This is a genomic window from Paenibacillus auburnensis (assembly GCF_927798115.1).
GTDB lineage: Bacteria > Bacillota > Bacilli > Paenibacillales > Paenibacillaceae > Paenibacillus_AQ > Paenibacillus_AQ auburnensis.
Map to the genome: position 1 here is coordinate 1693727 of NZ_CAKMMG010000001.1, position 17418 is coordinate 1711144.

The following is a 17418-nucleotide window of genomic DNA, read 5'->3' on the forward strand; positions in this document are numbered from 1 at the left end:
CTTTTCGTCAATTGACTTACAACGGACCGGATATACCCTGTCTGCGGATCATAATAAAGTGTCCGACGAGCAGTATAAGCAGGACCGCCGGGAGGAAGAATACGTGAAGAGCAAAGAACCGGGTCAGCGTCTCGGCTCCGACAATCGTACCGCCCTGCATCAGTTCCTTAAGCACTGGTCCCATGACCGGAACGGAATTGGCGATCTCAAGTGTAACCTTAGTGGCAAAATAGGCTTTGTTGTCCCATGGCAGCAGATATCCGGTAAGTCCCAGACCCAGCATGACAAAAAAGATCAGCATGCCCACCACCCAGTTCATCTCGCGCGGAGCCTTATAGGAGCCTGTAAAAAACACCCGCATCGTATGCAGGAACATCATTACAATAACCAGACTTGCACCCCAGTGGTGCATGCCGCGTACGATTTGCCCAAAAGCAACCTTAGTTTGTAAATATTCCACACTGGCATAAGCATTTATAATGTCCGGTACATAATACATGGTCAAAAACATGCCCGATAAAATCTGAATCACGGTGATAAAAAAGGTAAGTCCGCCAAAGCAATACACGAACGCCGAGAAGTGATGCGCGGGATTGACGTGCTCGGGAACCTCGTGATCGGCAACATCTCTCCAGATCGGCGTAATATCCAGACGCTCATCAATCCAGTTGTAGACATTTTTAAACATCAGGATCACGCCTCCTTCTTAGCTTCGGTATTGGGGATGATATCGCCAAGATATACCCAACCGCCGTCGATCTTGGTCTTGTACTGGTCCAGCGGCTTCGGGGCGACCGCAAGATTCTTGCCAAGCTTCGTGTACCTGGCTCCATGGCAGGGGCAATGATATTCGTCAGGAAAAGCTTTATCATTGTTCCAGCCGACCGTACAGCCCAGATGCTTGCAGATGGGTGAAAGCGCATAAATTTCTCCGCTCTCATCTTTCCGGATCCATGCCGTCAGCGTCGCTGTACTGGCATACCACCCGTCCTGCTGTTTAAGCTCAAAGTTAAACTCCTGCGGCTCATTGGTTATTTTGGAGGCTTCCGCAACCTTGATGAATTCTCCTTCACCCTTCTTATGTAATATCGGGTCTACAGCGAACCGCACCATAGGCAGGATGGCGCCTGCTCCCATAAATGCGGTTGCACCGCCAAGCGTATAGGTCAGAAACTGTCTGCGTGACATCTCTTTTCGGCTAGGCGGTTCTTGCGGATTCAATTCATGCTCTTCATTGTAGCTGCTCATACGGTGTGTAACCCCCTTTTCAAAATTGAGAAGGCACCTGCAGTGTTCCAAAGGAATTATCTGTTAGTAATACGTTTACAATGACATAAATCACATGTCACATCAGTTCACCCTTATCATAGCTTAGGCCCAATTACCCGTCAAGAATATTGTCTAAATTGTGACAGGCTGAACAAAGGGTTTTTACTGAAATTGTTGAATTTCTGTCACATTTAACTCATTTCCCCCGTTGCCACATCGCTTGAATTTTATCGCTTATTTCAGACTTAACCAATCCTTTCTGCGAGGACTCAAATCCGGACAGGGAAAGGACTAAATCGCTTTCATAAAGTTCGCCGGAAGATAACTCCGCGGCTGCTGATGCCACGATGACGAACTGGAATTGATTGGATTTGACTTTCCTGCACACATCATTCAGGGTGGCTACACTATGCTCCGTAGCATACTGTACCGCCGGGTAGGTAACTATACGTCCCTGAAACGGCTGCTCTATAAGCTCCAGCAGGTCTCGGAGCTGCTCCAGTATCGCCGCCGCTTCGGATGGGCTTTCTCCCCCATGCAGTCCCGTAAACGGAAGCAGACAGGTATCATAGTACTTGTGGTTCTCTTCCCAGCTCTCTGCGGTAAAACTGCTGAACTTCATTTTGAATCATCCCCTCACATGAATTCCCTATTATAAATAAGCTCCTTCGCCTCCCGTGAAACGAAAAAAAGAAATGCGCTAAGCGCATTTCGTTATGCCAAACTCTTCAGTTCTTCAGTCAGATACCGGAAAGCCGCTTTATCTCCGGCCGCCAGCGCTGTGTCGATCTCCCGGTACAAGATGTCGGTACGTCGCTTTCTAAGCGCTTCATCCCACACCATTTCTGCCGCAAGCCCTAGCATCACTTCATAGGTAGCCTTCATTTTGTCCATTCGATACACCTCCGCTGTTTAGAAGATTCCATATTCCTTTGCTTTGTTCACATAACTTTCGCTGGTGCGCTTCATTCTTAGCAGGTCTTGTTCGGTCAATTCCCGGACCACTTTAGCAGGAGAACCCAGGGAAAGAGTGTAGGGCGGGATAATTTTGTTTTCGGTTACAATAGAACCGGCTCCTATTAAAGCATATTCACCAATCTCTGCTCCGTTCAAAACAATTGCTCCCATTCCGATTAATGTGCCATTGCCTATCTTGCAGCCATGGATAATCGCAGAATGTCCGACCGATATATCATCACCCAGCATAAGCGGCAATCCCTCGGCTACATGTCCTACAGTACCATCCTGAATATTGCAGCGCTGCCCGATAATCACCGGAGCCAGATCTCCCCTAAGCACAGCATTAAACCAGATACTTGAATGCTGCCCCACCGTTACGTCACCTACCAGCTTTGCACCTTCTGCCACGTAAACAGATTCGTCAATACGCGGTATGTACTTCCCATAAGCAATCCGCATTGTCCTCCCCCTTACTTAGGCAGCCGCCTCGGAGTAGCCGCTTCCATTCCCCATGGGGTCATCATGACTACCGGTCCACCCGGTGTCTCACCCAGCCGGATCATCCCCAAATGCAGCATCATCCGTAATATACGCTGTTCCAGGATTGAAGCGGCATCATCATAGTAGAACGGTTTAATGAGCCAGCCTATTCCTTCTACCAGAGAAGAAACGGTCACCCACTCACCGGCACTCTTACTAATCCAGTATACGATTGACGGAAGATTGGGAACAGCACCTTTATAAAGTTTTAACCAAAAGAGGAATATCTGCATCAGTCTTTCCGATTTTCCTTCGGCGAGTAATGCCTCTCCTGCCAAAGTTACCTGTAAGCGGTAGCCTTCTTCAGCAATAAAGCGGCGGTGCCTGGCATAATCATACAGGAGGGCTAATCTGGGCGGGTAATGCTCGCAGGCTCTACCGTAACCAAACCTCCAGCCCCCTTTACCGAGCAGCGGTTCCGGAATTTGAAGTGCATTCATCAGTCCCTGCTGATACCGTTTATAGAGAGCCCCCTCCTGATTTAGCTCAGGATTATTCTCCTTCACATAACGCAGGAACAGCAGCAAATCTTCTGCCAGTAAATCCCCTTCTCCGCGGTACATTGCCGGTTCACAGCTGCCGGATACCTTTTCTTTGATGTATTCGCCCATCCGCTCACGGAAACGGTTCTTCAAATCCTCCGGAACCTGGAACAGATACTTGCTTTGCTGTGAAGCACCGCTGAACAGCCAGCCGCCGCTTTTGAACCGGCTGACCATCTCACGGTATCCCCCTGTTTTACCGGCAGGAGCATCGAAGGATGCCTGTCTCGCCGCAGCTAGCAAATCTTCAAGACTGAAATGGCTGCGTTCGTCAAACAGCAGTGTGTTCAGGAACCGTAATTCCTCCGGTGTACAGCTCCGGATATGGGATTCCATGAAATCCCGGCTTCCAAGTGTGATGAGAATGCTCTGGATCAAATCATGTTTCGAATTCCGTTTGCAATCGCACTGATAGCGTCCCGCTATGGCGGTAAGCTGACCAATGTCTGCGTAAGTGAGCATATCCGCCAGATTCATCATTCATCGCCTCACTGTTTTACTACCATTATGGGAAATACAGCCCTTTTTATTCCTTATTTCTCAAAAAAAATAACCCGAAGATTCGGGTCACCGCTGATTTTGCAAAATATGACGGGTGCAATTATACAGAAGCGGCTTCCACTCCTGCTCGTTCTTTTCGATAATGGTCAATGATAAATTGCCTAGCCGCTCCGTGTACTTGTCTTTATAGAGCGCAGTGTACAGCTGGGCGAGGAAACCTCCGTGGGAGATGACCAGCACATTGCTGCCTTGGTACCGGGTGGAAAGATCCTCCATAAAGGCAAGTCCGCGCAGCTGCAGCTCCTCGTCTTTTTCCTGCCCAAGCTCCAGCAGATTCCATTCCTTACCCCATTTCGCTTCGCGCTCCAGGGCGGTCATCCCCTCAACCTGTCCATAAGCGCGTTCCCGTATACGCTGATCAGGCTCGAGTAACGGGATACCCAGCTTGGCGGCAATGATCTTCCCTGTCTCTTCTGCACGGGACAAGCCGCTTGTGATACAGTAGTCCCAATGGTAGGGTTCATGCAACAGCCGCTCACCCAGCATATCAGCCTGCCTCCGGCCCTCGTCGTTAAGCGGAATGTCACTTTGTCCCTGTATTTTCCCTTCCGCGTTCCAATCCGTCAGTCCATGGCGTATTAAGCCGATCAGCATCGCATAGCACCCTTTCCATCCAATATGTTTGCTTAATAATGTATCATGAATGAAAACAAATGTCTTCTTTTTGAACTATAATGCTCCGTTTTGAATAAAATTACAGGCTTAACGGCAACAAAAAAGTCCGCTTTACCTGAGTAAAGGGACTTCATCATTGTCTGCGGTATCGGTTGAGCCGGGTCAGTAAAAAGATAGACAACGCCACGCCCAGCATGGACAGCACCATCCAATACTGCGGATGTGTCGGCCCCATGCTCACAACAAGCGGTTCGATAATGCCACCCTGGGATTCTGAGACAGGATAGGAAGATGACCAATCCAGCGTAAGACCGGCTACTCCTGTTTCAATAATGCCGCTCTGTGCCGAACTCGTGTTATCCGGTGTTTTGAACATCGTAAAGTACAGGAAACTTGATAAAAACACTGCCAGAAAGCAGGCAATCCAAAGGCTCAGGCGTTTGCGGAAAACGGCAGTACTGCCTGCAGATTTCCCGTCCCCCGGCATCAGCCAAGGGCTTTCCAGATAAATACGCTCCATAACCTTGAGATTAATGGCTTCAGCGCGTTCGGCGCTGATCTCCACCCTTGTATCTTGCATAAGCTCGATGCTCTCCTGCCATAAAGCCCATTCAGCAGCACAATAAGAACAACCCGCGATATGCCTCTCCAGCTCAATCCGCTTAGGGTCAGTGGGGGGAGCGTCCCACAAAAGCGGAATGGAATCTTGCGCTTCCCTACAGTTCATTGGCCTTACACCCTCTCAGCCTGCTCTTCTACTTCAGGCTCATAAAAATAGGATTCGAGTTGGAGCTTCACACTGCTCCTTGCACGGAACAACAGTGATTTCACGGAGCTGACACTCTGATCCAAAATGATGGCAATTTCCTGATAATCCATTTGATCGTATTCACGCAGAATCAGCGCCGAGCGCTGTTTCTCCGGAAGATTATTGATGGCTTCGCGGACCAGGTTCATCCGTTCCTTACGCAGTGCAGCCTGTTCAGGAGCTACCTCAGCCGGTGCTACCGGCGTGTACCCGCTCTCTTCGAGAGAGACATTGCCTGCACGGTTTTTGCGGAGCTCGCTGAGCACTGTGTTGCGGGCGATCGTGTACAGCCATGTCGAGAATGAAGCATCTACCTCGCGAAAGGAATGCAGGCTCCGGAATGCTTTGTAAAATGTCTCCGAGCAGAGATCTTCGGCAATTAGCTCCATATGGGAGTTTTTAAGCATATGATAGACAAAAGCCAGTATTTTACGTTGGTATCTTCGCATCAGTTCCGAATATAGTTCTGTGTTTCCTTGCTTGATTAGCTGGATCAACTGGGAATCCGTCATGGTGAGTTCGGCCCTCCTCGCCCTAGCACGATTAATCCCGTCCGGTCCGTACCTAATTATACCGGGCAGGTTTGAAAAAGTTGCGTTGAATCCTCTACATTTGCAATAAATTAGACAGTACTTCCTATGTATATTCCGGGTCCTTTGAAAAAAGATATGCTGTACTTAAATACAGGCAGAAAATGCATCTTTACAGATTTCAGAGCCTCCGTTAATCCCATGCTGGAAATACCAGGAAGAAATCTATAAACATACTTAACCTAGTATAGCATACATTCTAACAGGATGACATTAATAGACTTAAGCCAACACCAGGATGGCCTACTTTCCCATGCGGCGTCGAAAGCTGGAGAATCGCACCCGGCATCTGCTGAATAGCATAACCTGCTTCAATAACATGCTTGGAAAAATAAGTTTATAGAAATGGTTGACAAAATGTAAACGGATACATATAATAAAAGTACAGTATGGTTTCTCTCCACTCCTATCCAAACACTGTACGATTCCAATATCAATTGTGAATTGTAGCCGCTTACTTTGTAAGCGGTTCTTTTTTTTGGGTTTAATTCATTACCCGGCTAGTTATTGATATGGTTGTGCAATGATTACCCGCTGAACATCCAGTTCTTCTTTAATATCCGCAAAAACCTTCTCCAAGGATTCAAAAAACAGCAGTGTATTCTGGCCAATATAACTCAGCACCAGCTCAGTACTTTTGGCAAATTCCTCGATATGCGGACTTTTAACATTTTTTAAGATTAAATCACAGAAAGTTATCAGATTTAAATAACCTGAGAGGATACTGTTTTGCATATACAACTCATTCTGTTTTAATCTTACCCAGGCATATGTACCTGAGCTTACATACTCTATCGGCATTTCTACATATTCAATTGAGGAATTATTATGAATAAAATATTTTAGCTGTTCTTCGATTTCATCGAACGATTGATTAATATTAGCCAGAACGCCCAATTGACCTGCCCCCGCTTCTTTGTTTGAAGGCCTCTCTGCAAGGCGCCCTTTGTAATCCTGTGTTCTGCCTCAAGTATATACTTATTTTCAGGAAGTCTGTTGTTTTCTCCTTTTGGTACTACGCTATAACAAAAACAGCGTGTACCGCAAAAGATCGGCACACGCTGTCCGCACTTGATTTGTATATCTGAGGTTTACAAAGTGATGGAGGACCCGGTTGTGTAAGGCTCCTATACGTACACTGTATAATCGTTATGCTGCAGCAGAATTTTGGCCCGCTCCATATCGTTCTCCTGGCGGAAAGACAGTCGCATAATGCCTGGAACATCCTCGCGGCTCTCAATGATCTGCACGTTGCTGAGGTTGATGCCCTGATCCCCCAGCTCGGTTGCGATACGGCCAATGATCCCCGGATGATCGGGAACGTCAATATGAAGATCGAACAGCGGAGTAATCATCCCTTTGCGCCGTTCCGGCAATTGGCTGCGGAAACCGTTCGCTTCCTGGAAAGCTTCCTCTATTCCGTCTCCGTCCGAATCCTCAAGTAATTGAATAAATGATGATACCTCTTCATTCCAGTCCTTCAACAGACGCAGCATCACCGAGCGGTTATTCAGTAAAATATCGCGCCAGATGATCGGATCGCTCGAAGCAATCCGGGTAATGTCACGGAAACCGCCGGCAGCCAGGGTGCTGTATAGCGAATCCTCAGAATCATACGCGTGAATCTGATTCACAAGCGCAACTGCAATAATATGCGGCAAATGGCTGATCGCTCCGACAATTTCATCATGGCGTTCCGGATCAAGTCTGACAATCTGCGCTTTCGTATGTAGGAGCAAGGTTTGAAGTGCCTCGTAAGCCTCCTCCGGCACTCCTGGCGGAGGGGTCAGCACATAATAGGCATTCTCGAACAGCAGTGACGAGGCAGCTTCTACCCCTGAGCGTTCCGAACCTGCCATTGGATGTCCGCCTATGAAATGGACACCGGGAATATCCAGCGAAACCGCACATGCTGCGATACTGGCTTTGGTGCTGCCGACATCTGTAATGATGCAGCCCGGCTTGAGTGGAAGCTTGCTTAATTGCTGCAGATAATTCTCTAGCATGCCCACAGGCACACACAGAAAGATGTAATCGGCGCCCAGCGCTGCTTCCTCAACAGAAAGGGTAGCCTGATCGACTACGCCTCTGCTGACATATTTAATCGCGGATTCAGGGCGGTGGGCATGGCCGACGACGGTCAGGCCCGGCTTGCCTTTGAAGCAAAGCGCCAGTGAGCCTCCGATCAGACCGACACCGAAGATTGCTATTTTTGTCGTCATATCTTTGTACTACCTGCCTTCTATGGTATCGTCTTGAACGTTTCCCTCTTACGCCCTTACTTCCTGCTCCTTGAGCGTCTGTTCCAGAGCAGTAATAAATGACTTATTCTGCTCGGCCGAGCCTACGGTAACGCGGATGCAGGTCGGGTATAACCGGTGTCCGGCTCTCACGATAATCCCGAGGCGCAGCAAGGCATCAAAAACTTCGGTAGCTGGCTTACGCACATCCACCATGATGAAATTACCGTGCGCAGGGAAGGATTTGAGACCCAGACGCTTGAATTCTCCCTCGAGCTGCACAATGCCTTCACTGTTGAGCCGGCGGCACTCTTCCACATAGTCCTGATCAGCCAGAGCAGCCAGCGCACCAGCCTGGGCCAGACGGGAGGTATTGAACGGTTCACGTACCTTGTTGATTAAGTTAATAATTTGCGGGCTGGCAACCCCGTAACCGATCCGAAGCGCAGCCAGGCCATAAATCTTGGAGAAGGTCCGCAGCACAACCAGGTTCGGGTATTGATCCAGCAGCCTGATTCCATCCGAATAGGACGGATCAGTCACATATTCAAAATAAGCTTCATCCAGCACAACCATTACCCCGGCAGGCACCGCATTCAGGAACTTCACCAGCGCCTCTTCCGGCACAATCGTTCCGGTCGGGTTATTGGGATTGCAGATCCAGATGACCTTGGTCCGTTCGGTAACCCGGGCCAGCATACCGTCAAGATCATGCGTTCCGTCTACAAGCGGCACCTCAATGGTAACGGCGCTTTCGATATCCGCATTGCTTTTATATACGGAAAAGGTCTGATCAGCCATAATCGTCTCATCCCCCGGCAGGAAAAAGGCCCGGGCAATCAGGGCGATAATCTCATCTGAGCCGCAGCCGAAAATGATATTGTCACTCTGCACCCCAAGATGGCTGGCCAGCGCAGCAGTCAAATCAGCAGCTGATCCGTCAGGGTACAGGAATAGATTGTCCAGATCTGCGATGATTGCGGCTTTTGCACTCGGCGACGCACCATAAGGATTCTCATTAGAAGCCAGCTTAATAACTTCGTCTAAGCCAAGCTCCTTTTTTACCTCTTCGATTGGTTTTCCCGGCTTATAGACAGGGAGGTTAACAATATTCGGTTTCGGATTCATCTGTGGTCCTCGCTCTCCAGTGATAATTACAGCTTATTTAAGGTCCGTCAGACCATTATGGCTTTAATTGTGCCACAAATTCACGGATTTGCAACAGTCCTTCACTTCGTGTGGCTGGATTATCCAGCAGCGGAATAACATCCTCCACCTTGCGGACTATGGCGCTGCCCACGACAACACCGTCGCAAATCTGAGCAAAACGCGCGACCTGCTCACTGGTGGAAATCCCGAAGCCTACCGCTACCGGAAGGTCTGTCGCCCGGCGTACGGAAGCAATAAAATCATCAACACCGGTATGGAAAGAAGATCTTTCTCCCGTTACACCCAGTGAGGAAACGCAATAAACAAAGCCGCTGGCTCCCGATACAATCCGCTCAATCCGCTCACTGGAGGTCGGTGCAACCAGCGGAATGAGGTTCACTCCAGCTTCACGGCTGCGCTTACGCATCTCCTCCGACTCTTCCACCGGCAGATCGGGAATAATCAGCCCGCTGATCTCATGAGTATCCAGCTCGGCAAAAAATGTATCCAATCCCATTTGCATTACCGGATTATAATAAGTGAACAGAATAAACGGCAGCTCACTGCCCGCCTGGCGGGCTTTCAGTGCAGTCTCCATACAGGTGCGGAGATGAATATTTCCGCGCAGCGCTCTGGATGAAGCCCGCTGGATAACAGGTCCATCAGCCAGCGGATCGGAATAAGGAACCCCAAGCTCCAGAATGTCTGCACCAGCCGCTTCCAATTCGGCAATAATATCTAGCGTAGTTTCCAGATCGGGATCCCCTACCGTAAGAAAGGGAATCAGCGCAGCCTTCCCTTCGGCTTTGAGCTTGCGGAAGGTCACATCCATCCGGTTGGTTGTTTCTGTTGTCATCACTTATCCGCCCCTTCCGTATAAGCCATGATCGATTCCACATCTTTGTCTCCGCGTCCCGAAAGGCAGATGACGACAACGTCATCCTTAGTAAGATCCGGAGCAATCTTCGCTACATGAGCTATGGCATGGGCCGATTCCAGCGCCGGAATGATCCCCTCAGTGACGCACAGCAGCTTAAGTGCATCAAGAGCTTCTGCGTCGGTAATAGGGACATACTTGGCACGTTCAATATCTTTGAGATAGGAATGCTCCGGTCCGACTCCCGGATAATCCAGGCCTGCGGAAATGGAGTGAGCCTCTGTAACCTGACCGTATTCATCCTGTAGCAGATAGCTTAAAGACCCTTGGAATACCCCCTGGCTGCCCTTGCTCATTGTTGCTGCATGAAACGGGGTATCAATTCCCTTCCCTGCAGCTTCTACACCGATCATGCCTACCTGCTCATCTTCCATGAAAGGATAGAACATGCCGATGGCATTGCTGCCGCCCCCGACTGCAGCCACCAGGAGATCCGGCAGACGTCCTTCAGCCTCAAGGATCTGGCGGCGGGTCTCGTCACCAATAATCCGCTGGAAATTGCGGACCATCATCGGATACGGGTGAGGGCCGACTGCTGAACCCAAGATATAAAAGGTATCTTCCACATTGCTAACCCAGTAGCGGAGTGCTTCGTTACCTGCATCCTTAAGGGTCCGGGAACCGGATGTCACGGGAATCACCTCGGCGCCAAGCAGCTTCATGCGGAAGACGTTAAGCGCCTGGCGGCGTGTGTCCTCTTCCCCCATGAACACTTTGCATTCCATACCCAGCAGCGCTGCCACCGTTGCTGTAGCCACACCGTGCTGGCCGGCGCCAGTCTCGGCAATAACCTTGGTTTTGCCCATTCTTTTAGCTAAGATCCCTTGACCAATCGCGTTATTGATCTTGTGTGCTCCGGTATGATTCAGGTCTTCACGCTTCAGATAGATCTTGGCTTCCCCAAGCTGCTTGCTCAGCCGCTCAGCATAATATAGCGGTGTTTCGCGTCCGGAATACTGTTTCAGTAAATAATCTATTTCTTCCTGAAATGCCGGTTCTGCCGAATATTTCGCATAGGCTTCCTCCAGCTCAATCAGTGCATTCATTAAGGTTTCAGGAACGAAGCGGCCTCCGAAAGAACCAAAACGTCCGTACTTGTCCGGTACTTGTATCATGATTGCTTCACCCTTTCCACGAAAGAAGTCATTTTATTGAGATCCTTGATCCCGCCACTTTCCACGCCGCTGGAGACATCTACGCCATCAGGTCTGTAGACCTCCAGCAGTTCACTCACATTGTCCGGATGAAGCCCACCTGCTACAAATAAAGGCATTCCATGCGCTTCCGCAGCAGCTTGGAAAACCGGTATCTGCCCCCAGTCAAAGGTGCGCCCAGAGCCGCCGCTTCCCTGGGGATCATATGTGTCAAGCAGCAATGCATCAACAGAGCCGGCATAGCTTGCCACATTGCCGGGCCCATCGGAATCGCCTGCCTGACCCTTGCCTGCCACGGAAATGGCCTTCCATACCTTAACCTGCGGAAAAGCCTGCTTGACCTCCCGGCAGAACGCTGCGCTCTCCTGTCCATGCAGCTGGATCACATCCAGCGGCACAGTTACGAGCAGCTCCTGCAGCTCCTCCAAGCCGGGGTTGACGAATACCCCTGCTGCACCAGGAGACTTCACAGCCTCCCATACCGACAGCTCAGCAATGAGCTCCGCTGCCTGTACTGGTGTTACCCTGCGTCGGCTGGGTGCAAACACAAATCCGATATAATCAAGCGGTAATCGCTTCATAGATTTTAGCACTTCAACGTCCTGAAGTCCACAGATTTTTACCAGTGTATCAGCCATGAAAGGCACGATCCTTTCCGGCGGATACCGGTCCGAGCAGTTTATTCACCGCCTCTTCGACGTTCTGCTGCCTCATCAGATATTCTCCCACCAGTACACCTGTGGTACCGGTCTGGCGCAAATACTTGATATCATCCGGTCCGGCAATCCCGCTTTCGCTGATCACCGGAACTCCATCCGGAATCAGTGCCGCCAGCTCTGCTGTCGTTTCCAGTCTCGTCTCAAACGTGCGCAGATTGCGGTTATTAATACCTAGCAGCACATGGGGCTGCTCTATTTTCCCTGTGCCGGCTACAAGCTCAAGTTCGCGGCGGTCATGGACCTCGATCAGTACATCCAGGCCAAGCGAAGCAGATAAATCTGTAAAGGCAGCTAACTGCCCGGCAGTTAGTATAGCCGCAATCAGCAGGACAGCATCCGCCCCCAATATACGGGCCTCATAAATCTGGCGCTCGTCGATAATAAAATCCTTGCGCAGTAAAGGAAGGTTTACCGCTGCCCTAACCTGCTGCAAATACAAACCGCTGCCTTGAAAATAGTCTTTATCCGTCAGCACCGACAAGCAGTCGGCTCCGCCTGCTTCATACCCCTGTGCGATGGATACCGGATCAAAGTCCGCACGGATCAGCCCTTTGGATGGTGAAGCCTTCTTCACCTCCGCGATAAGGCCGATCTCCCGGTTCCTCCTGCTAACAAGCGCCTCCCGGAAACCTTTTGTAGCCGGAAGCCCGGCGATTGTCTCTTCTGCGTCCTTCAAGGAGAAGGTTTTGCTTAAAGCTTCGACCTCTTTGATTTTGGTAGCGACAATTTTATCAAGATACATAATCAAGCTCCTTCGTCATGGCTTTTAGCTGTTCCAGCTTAAGCAGCGCACTGCCGGAATCGATCATACGGCGCGCCTCCTGGACACCTGCACTCAAGCTGTTCGCCAAACCGGCAACGTAGATACAGGCACCGGCATTAGCCAGTACGATATCACGGTATGGGGTTAAGGCTCCCTCCAGCACTGCAGTGATGATTGCTGCGTTCTCAGCTGCATCTCCGCCCAGCACATCCTCCAGCGGATGCCGCTGCAGGCCCAGGGCCTCAGGGGTAATTTCATAGGTGGTGACAATGCCGTCTTTCAGTTCGGATACCTGGGTAGGTGCCGATATACTGATTTCGTCCAGACCGTCGAGACTGCTGACAATCATTGCCCGCTTGGAGCCCAGCTCCTTAAGCACATTGGCCACAATCTCAGTCTTATCACGGTCGTAGATGCCCATAAGCTGCCGGTCGGCTCCTGCCGGGTTGGTTAGCGGGCCCAGCATGTTGAACACTGTCCGGAAGCCCAGCTCGCGGCGCGGTGCGGCGGCATATTTCATGGACGGATGATAGATCTGGGCAAAGAGGAAGCAGATGCCGATATGATCCAGGCATTGCCGGGCCTGCTCTGCGTTCAAATGAATGTTAACTCCCAAGGCTTCCAGCACATCCGCACTTCCAGCTCTGCCGGAGGCGGAACGGTTGCCGTGCTTAGCCACACGCACGGAAGCCGCAGAAGAAATAATTGCCGAGGCGGTCGAAATATTGAATTTATGAATGCCCGAACCTCCGGTTCCGCAGGTATCCAGCAGACGGGTACGCTCTGTGAGCACCGGTGTCCCGAATCCGCGCATCGCTTCCGCGAAGCCGGTGATTTCCTCGACGGTCTCACCTTTGATCCGGAGTGCGGTCAGCAGTGCACCAATTTGCGCCGGGGACGCCACCCCTTCCATAATGGTCCCCATAATCTCACGGGCCTGGGTCCGGCTAAGATCTCTGCCCTCGATCAGCCCGGCAATTCCTGATTGTATCATTTGACTTGCATCCATAGTCTTTTTCCTCCTAAAAGTTTTGTGAGCATATACTTCTTGAAACCGCTTCGGCAAAACTGGCTTCGGAAGCATATGCTAAAAGTTTTATGGAGCATTCTCTGCTCTGCTCGACTTCGTAATAAAACTGGCTTCGAAAGCATTTGCTAAGTTTTATGGAGCATTCTCTGCTCTGCTCGACTCTTCTATCCTGTCTCTGATTAAGGCGTATATTCGTACATGTAATCCTGATTGATTACCTGTTTTTCTTTGATCTCTACCGGGAACATGGCTTCCGCCATCCGGATGGCTTTGAGCATGGCCTTCGCTTTGTTAAGGGTCTCTTCATATTCCTTCTCCGGCACCGAGTCCCACACAATCCCTGCTCCAGCCTGCACATAGGCCCGGCCTTTACGGAAAATGATGGTGCGGATGGTGATACAGGAATCCATATTCCCGGAGAACCCGAGATAGCCGATAGCTCCGGCGTAGGCGCCTCTGGCTTCACGCTCCAGCTCGGAAATGATCTCCATCGCCCGCAGCTTCGGTGCGCCTGAGACGGTACCGGCCGGCAGACATGATAGGAAGGCATCGAAGAAATCTTTATTGTCGTCCAAGGTCCCCGACACATTTGAAACCATGTGCATGACATGTGAGTACTTTTCGATTTCCATAAAGGAGTCGCATTTCACCGAGCCGAACTTGGAGACCCTGCCCAGATCGTTGCGGCCGAGGTCAACCAGCATCAGGTGCTCCGCCCGCTCTTTTTCATCCTCTAGAAGTTCAGCAGCGAGGGCCCGGTCTTCGGCCTCATTCGCCCCCCGCGGCCTGGTTCCGGCGATCGGGCGGGTGGCCACGCGGCTGCCGTCCACCTTCACCAGCGCCTCCGGAGAGGTACCGACGATGATCTCTTCATCCATTTTGAGATAATACATATACGGAGAAGGATTCAGTGTACGCAGCATCCGGTAGACATGCAGCGGGGATACTTCTGTCTCAATATGCAGGCGCTGCGACAGCACCACCTGAAAAATATCTCCGGCCCGGATATATTCCTTGGCCTGCTCAACATTGGAAATGTACTGTTCCTTAGTAAGGTTGGAATGAATCTCGCCCAGCTCGATATCCTGGGGGATGCTGCGGCGGTTAACGTTCTCCTTCGGCCCTTCCTTCTGCAGCTCCTCGGCGAAGTCCTCCAGCTTGCGGTTCAAAGCCTCATAGGCTGTACGGATGTCGGAGTCCGTATCCCCGTCTTTGATGTGCAGATTGCCTACGAGCAGGATCTGCTGTTTCACATGATCGAAAACAATGATCCTGTCGCAGAACATAAAGCGTATATCATCCGTGCCGAGATCATCAACCGCATGCGGCGAAAGCTTCTCATAGTATTGCTGCAGATCATATCCGAAGAATCCGATCGCACCGCCGGTAAAAGGAGGCATCCCGTCCAGCTTTGGACTGCGGTAAGAGCGAAGCAGTGCTTTTAGCTCCTCGATCGGTTTGCCTGTCAGCCGCTTCTGCTCCCCGCCGACCTTCACGTGGATGACATTCTTTTTTCCGGATATCAACAGAAACGGATCACTGCCGATAAAAGAATACCGGGCCCATTGAATGCCGCCTTCTACGCTTTCCAGCAAAAACGCGTGGGACTCACCGGCAAACCGCTGAAACAGCCGGATCGGAGTCTCCATATCAGCAAGCAGCCGCTTCACTACCGGAATCAGGTTATATTCCCGCGACAGTGATACCACTTCTTCAACACTAGGATTAGTCATTTTGGGATACCTCCTTGGAATGTATGAGTAATTATCCGAAATACAGAAAAACCTCTACCGAAGTAGAGGTTGTTGTAGGTAAGTATATGAAAAAGTGCTCAGGACCGGGCATTATTCCAAACCATGCATGAACTGTCTGATTAAGGATATACGGGTAGCGTAAATAAACCGTTAATTCTATCCAAAAAGACATCTGCAATTAAATGGAATGCCTCAGATTTATCATCCTGCACTCATCTCAGCTATACTCAACTAGGCTAAACTCAACTCGGGCTTTACTCGGCTAATTACACTATACATGATGACGGTGTTCATTGACAACCCGGATTCGATAATAAATTACTTGCTCTGTGAGAGATCCGGACGAAGCTTCTGCGCCTCATTCAAGTAAACATGGCGGATATCCCGCTGCGACTTATCCGTGTTGACCTGTACCATCAGCCGGATGCACATCGGCAGACCGCCTTTGACAGGAATCTCAACGGAGCACATTAGAGGCACCAGATCCCAGCCCTCAATTTCGCGGATGGCCCGCGCCGGGAAAGTAGCATCCAGATCACCTGTCACGGTAATCCATACACTGCAGATATCTTCGGCAATAACATCGTTGCGCTCGACAATTTCCCGCAGCAGCACAACGGTTTCGCGCAATATTTCATTTTCCTCGTTTTTGGTTACGGTTGTTGCACCGCGTATCCCCCGGTTCACCATGGGCTTCCCTCCTTCTTAAGCTGTGCGATAACCTCACGTACATCACTCTGCTGCACATTATTTACAATGCTGACAGCACCGATAGAATCCGGCACGATAAAGGTCATCTTGCCTTCCTTGAACTTCTTGTCATGCATCATGGCTTCCATCAGCTCATCCTCGCTGAACTCTGCAGGCAGACTCACCGGCAGCGATAATGCGGACAGCATAGAAACGGTGTCCTCATAAATCCCCTGATCGCGGCCCAGCTTGGCAGCCAAGAGTGCCGACCCGGCCATCCCGATGGCAATCGCCTCACCGTGCAGGAATACACCATAACCGCCTACCGCTTCGATTGCATGTCCGATCGTATGTCCCAGGTTCAAAATCGCCCGCTGACCTTGCTCGCGTTCATCATTGCCGACGACTACTGCCTTAATGGCGCAACCGCGCTCTAGGGCATAGCCCAGCGCCTCTGCATCCAGGGCAAGCAGGTCCCCTGCATGCTCACGGCACCAGTACGCAAATTCACTATCCAGAATCAGACCGTGCTTCACCACTTCAGCCAGGCCCGATGAGACTTGGCGCGGCGGCAGTGTACTCAGGGTATCGAGATCATACAACACCATCAAGGGCTGGTAAAAAGCCCCGACCATATTCTTGGCCAGCGGATGATTGACAGCCACTTTGCCGCCTACACTGCTATCGTGTGCAAGGATCGTCGTTGGGATCTGAATGAACCCTATGCCCCTCATGTAGGATGCGGCTACGAAACCCGCCAAATCTCCTACTACACCGCCTCCAAGCGCCAGCACCGCTGAACTGCGGTCCAGGCCAGCCTGAATCGCAGTCGTAATCACTTCCTCGTATACGGCAAGTGACTTAGAAGCTTCTCCGGCTGGAATAACGTGGCTTACAACCGAATAGCCTTGTTCGTGCAGCGAAGCTTCGACTTCAGCCAGATAACGCGGGGCTACTTCGCTGTCGCTGACAACCAGCAGCGGGCTGCGGAGCGGAATGCCGGCTTCCCGGCAACGCTCCCCGATCGTGCGCAGCAATCCGCTGCCGATATGAATTGGATAAGAGCGCTCGCCTAAATCTACAGTAATACTGCGCAT

General features: G+C 50.7%; 20 protein-coding genes and 1 pseudogene. All 21 read right to left on the minus strand.

The window, feature by feature from the left end; all coding sequences use genetic code 11:
* Positions 1-16 precede the first annotated feature (16 nt).
* The 21 genes and pseudogenes from qcrB to aroB all read right to left on the minus strand — a co-directional run bounded on the left by qcrB (position 17) and on the right by aroB (position 17418).
* Entirely contained in the window at positions 17-688 is a 672-nt protein-coding gene (qcrB, locus tag L6H70_RS07845) for a menaquinol-cytochrome c reductase cytochrome b subunit (RefSeq protein ID WP_020427667.1), read from the minus strand.
* Between the two features lie 5 nt (positions 689-693).
* On the minus strand, positions 694-1248 hold the full coding sequence (locus tag L6H70_RS07850) for a QcrA and Rieske domain-containing protein (protein WP_236331615.1): 555 nt from the start codon (positions 1246-1248) through the stop codon (positions 694-696).
* A 217-nt stretch (positions 1249-1465) separates the two neighbouring features.
* On the minus strand, positions 1466-1891 hold the full coding sequence (locus L6H70_RS07855; protein WP_236331617.1) for a DUF2487 family protein: 426 nt from the start codon (positions 1889-1891) through the stop codon (positions 1466-1468).
* A 92-nt stretch (positions 1892-1983) separates the two neighbouring features.
* Positions 1984-2163 carry an IDEAL domain-containing protein gene (locus tag L6H70_RS07860; protein ID WP_038594463.1) on the minus strand — a complete coding sequence of 60 codons (180 nt, stop codon included), beginning with the start codon at positions 2161-2163 and terminating at the stop codon, positions 1984-1986.
* Positions 2164-2181: 18 nt separating this feature from the next.
* The gene (locus L6H70_RS07865) at positions 2182-2688 is read right to left on the minus strand and encodes a gamma carbonic anhydrase family protein (RefSeq protein WP_236331619.1); all 507 of its coding nucleotides are present in this window, start codon (positions 2686-2688) and stop codon (positions 2182-2184) included.
* An 11-nt stretch (positions 2689-2699) separates the two neighbouring features.
* Complete coding sequence (locus L6H70_RS07870; protein WP_236331621.1) at positions 2700-3788, minus strand: hypothetical protein; 1089 nt, start codon at positions 3786-3788, stop codon at positions 2700-2702.
* A 90-nt stretch (positions 3789-3878) separates the two neighbouring features.
* Complete coding sequence (locus L6H70_RS07875) at positions 3879-4466, minus strand: histidine phosphatase family protein (protein WP_236331623.1); 588 nt, start codon at positions 4464-4466, stop codon at positions 3879-3881.
* A 154-nt stretch (positions 4467-4620) separates the two neighbouring features.
* Positions 4621-5067, minus strand: a complete 447-nt coding sequence (locus tag L6H70_RS07880; RefSeq protein WP_236331624.1) for a hypothetical protein — start codon at positions 5065-5067, stop codon at positions 4621-4623.
* A 48-nt stretch (positions 5068-5115) separates the two neighbouring features.
* Positions 5116-5214: pseudogene (locus tag L6H70_RS28900) on the minus strand (zf-HC2 domain-containing protein); the annotation flags it as partial.
* Between the two features lie 5 nt (positions 5215-5219).
* Positions 5220-5807, minus strand: a complete 588-nt coding sequence (locus tag L6H70_RS07885) for an RNA polymerase sigma factor (protein ID WP_236331627.1) — start codon at positions 5805-5807, stop codon at positions 5220-5222.
* Positions 5808-6389: 582 nt separating this feature from the next.
* Positions 6390-6782 carry a hypothetical protein gene (locus L6H70_RS07890; RefSeq protein WP_236331629.1) on the minus strand — a complete coding sequence of 131 codons (393 nt, stop codon included), beginning with the start codon at positions 6780-6782 and terminating at the stop codon, positions 6390-6392.
* Between the two features lie 230 nt (positions 6783-7012).
* Positions 7013-8107: a prephenate dehydrogenase gene (locus tag L6H70_RS07895; protein WP_236331631.1), complete on the minus strand. Its 1095-nt coding sequence runs from the start codon at positions 8105-8107 to the stop codon at positions 7013-7015.
* Between the two features lie 48 nt (positions 8108-8155).
* Entirely contained in the window at positions 8156-9253 is a 1098-nt protein-coding gene (gene hisC, locus L6H70_RS07900; protein ID WP_236331633.1) for a histidinol-phosphate transaminase, read from the minus strand.
* Between the two features lie 55 nt (positions 9254-9308).
* On the minus strand, positions 9309-10130 hold the full coding sequence (gene trpA / locus L6H70_RS07905) for a tryptophan synthase subunit alpha (RefSeq protein ID WP_236331636.1): 822 nt from the start codon (positions 10128-10130) through the stop codon (positions 9309-9311).
* Positions 10130-11326: a tryptophan synthase subunit beta gene (gene trpB, locus L6H70_RS07910; protein ID WP_236331639.1), complete on the minus strand. Its 1197-nt coding sequence runs from the start codon at positions 11324-11326 to the stop codon at positions 10130-10132. Before trpB ends, trpA begins: the two co-directional genes overlap by 1 nt.
* On the minus strand, positions 11323-12003 hold the full coding sequence (locus L6H70_RS07915) for a phosphoribosylanthranilate isomerase (protein WP_236331641.1): 681 nt from the start codon (positions 12001-12003) through the stop codon (positions 11323-11325). The genes trpB and L6H70_RS07915 overlap by 4 nt, the downstream gene beginning before the upstream one ends.
* The gene (gene trpC, locus L6H70_RS07920) at positions 11996-12826 is read right to left on the minus strand and encodes an indole-3-glycerol phosphate synthase TrpC (protein ID WP_236331643.1); all 831 of its coding nucleotides are present in this window, start codon (positions 12824-12826) and stop codon (positions 11996-11998) included. The genes L6H70_RS07915 and trpC overlap by 8 nt, the downstream gene beginning before the upstream one ends.
* On the minus strand, positions 12816-13856 hold the full coding sequence (gene trpD, locus L6H70_RS07925; protein ID WP_236331645.1) for an anthranilate phosphoribosyltransferase: 1041 nt from the start codon (positions 13854-13856) through the stop codon (positions 12816-12818). The genes trpC and trpD overlap by 11 nt, the downstream gene beginning before the upstream one ends.
* 200 nt (positions 13857-14056) lie before the next feature.
* A complete protein-coding gene (trpE, locus tag L6H70_RS07930; RefSeq protein WP_236331647.1) occupies positions 14057-15610 on the minus strand; it encodes an anthranilate synthase component I in 1554 nt (517 codons plus the stop codon).
* A 339-nt stretch (positions 15611-15949) separates the two neighbouring features.
* Positions 15950-16321 (minus strand): chorismate mutase, encoded by a 372-nt coding sequence (gene aroH, locus L6H70_RS07935; RefSeq protein WP_206100838.1) that lies wholly within the window; start codon positions 16319-16321, stop codon positions 15950-15952.
* A complete protein-coding gene (gene aroB / locus L6H70_RS07940) occupies positions 16315-17418 on the minus strand; it encodes a 3-dehydroquinate synthase (protein ID WP_236331649.1) in 1104 nt (367 codons plus the stop codon). Before aroB ends, aroH begins: the two co-directional genes overlap by 7 nt.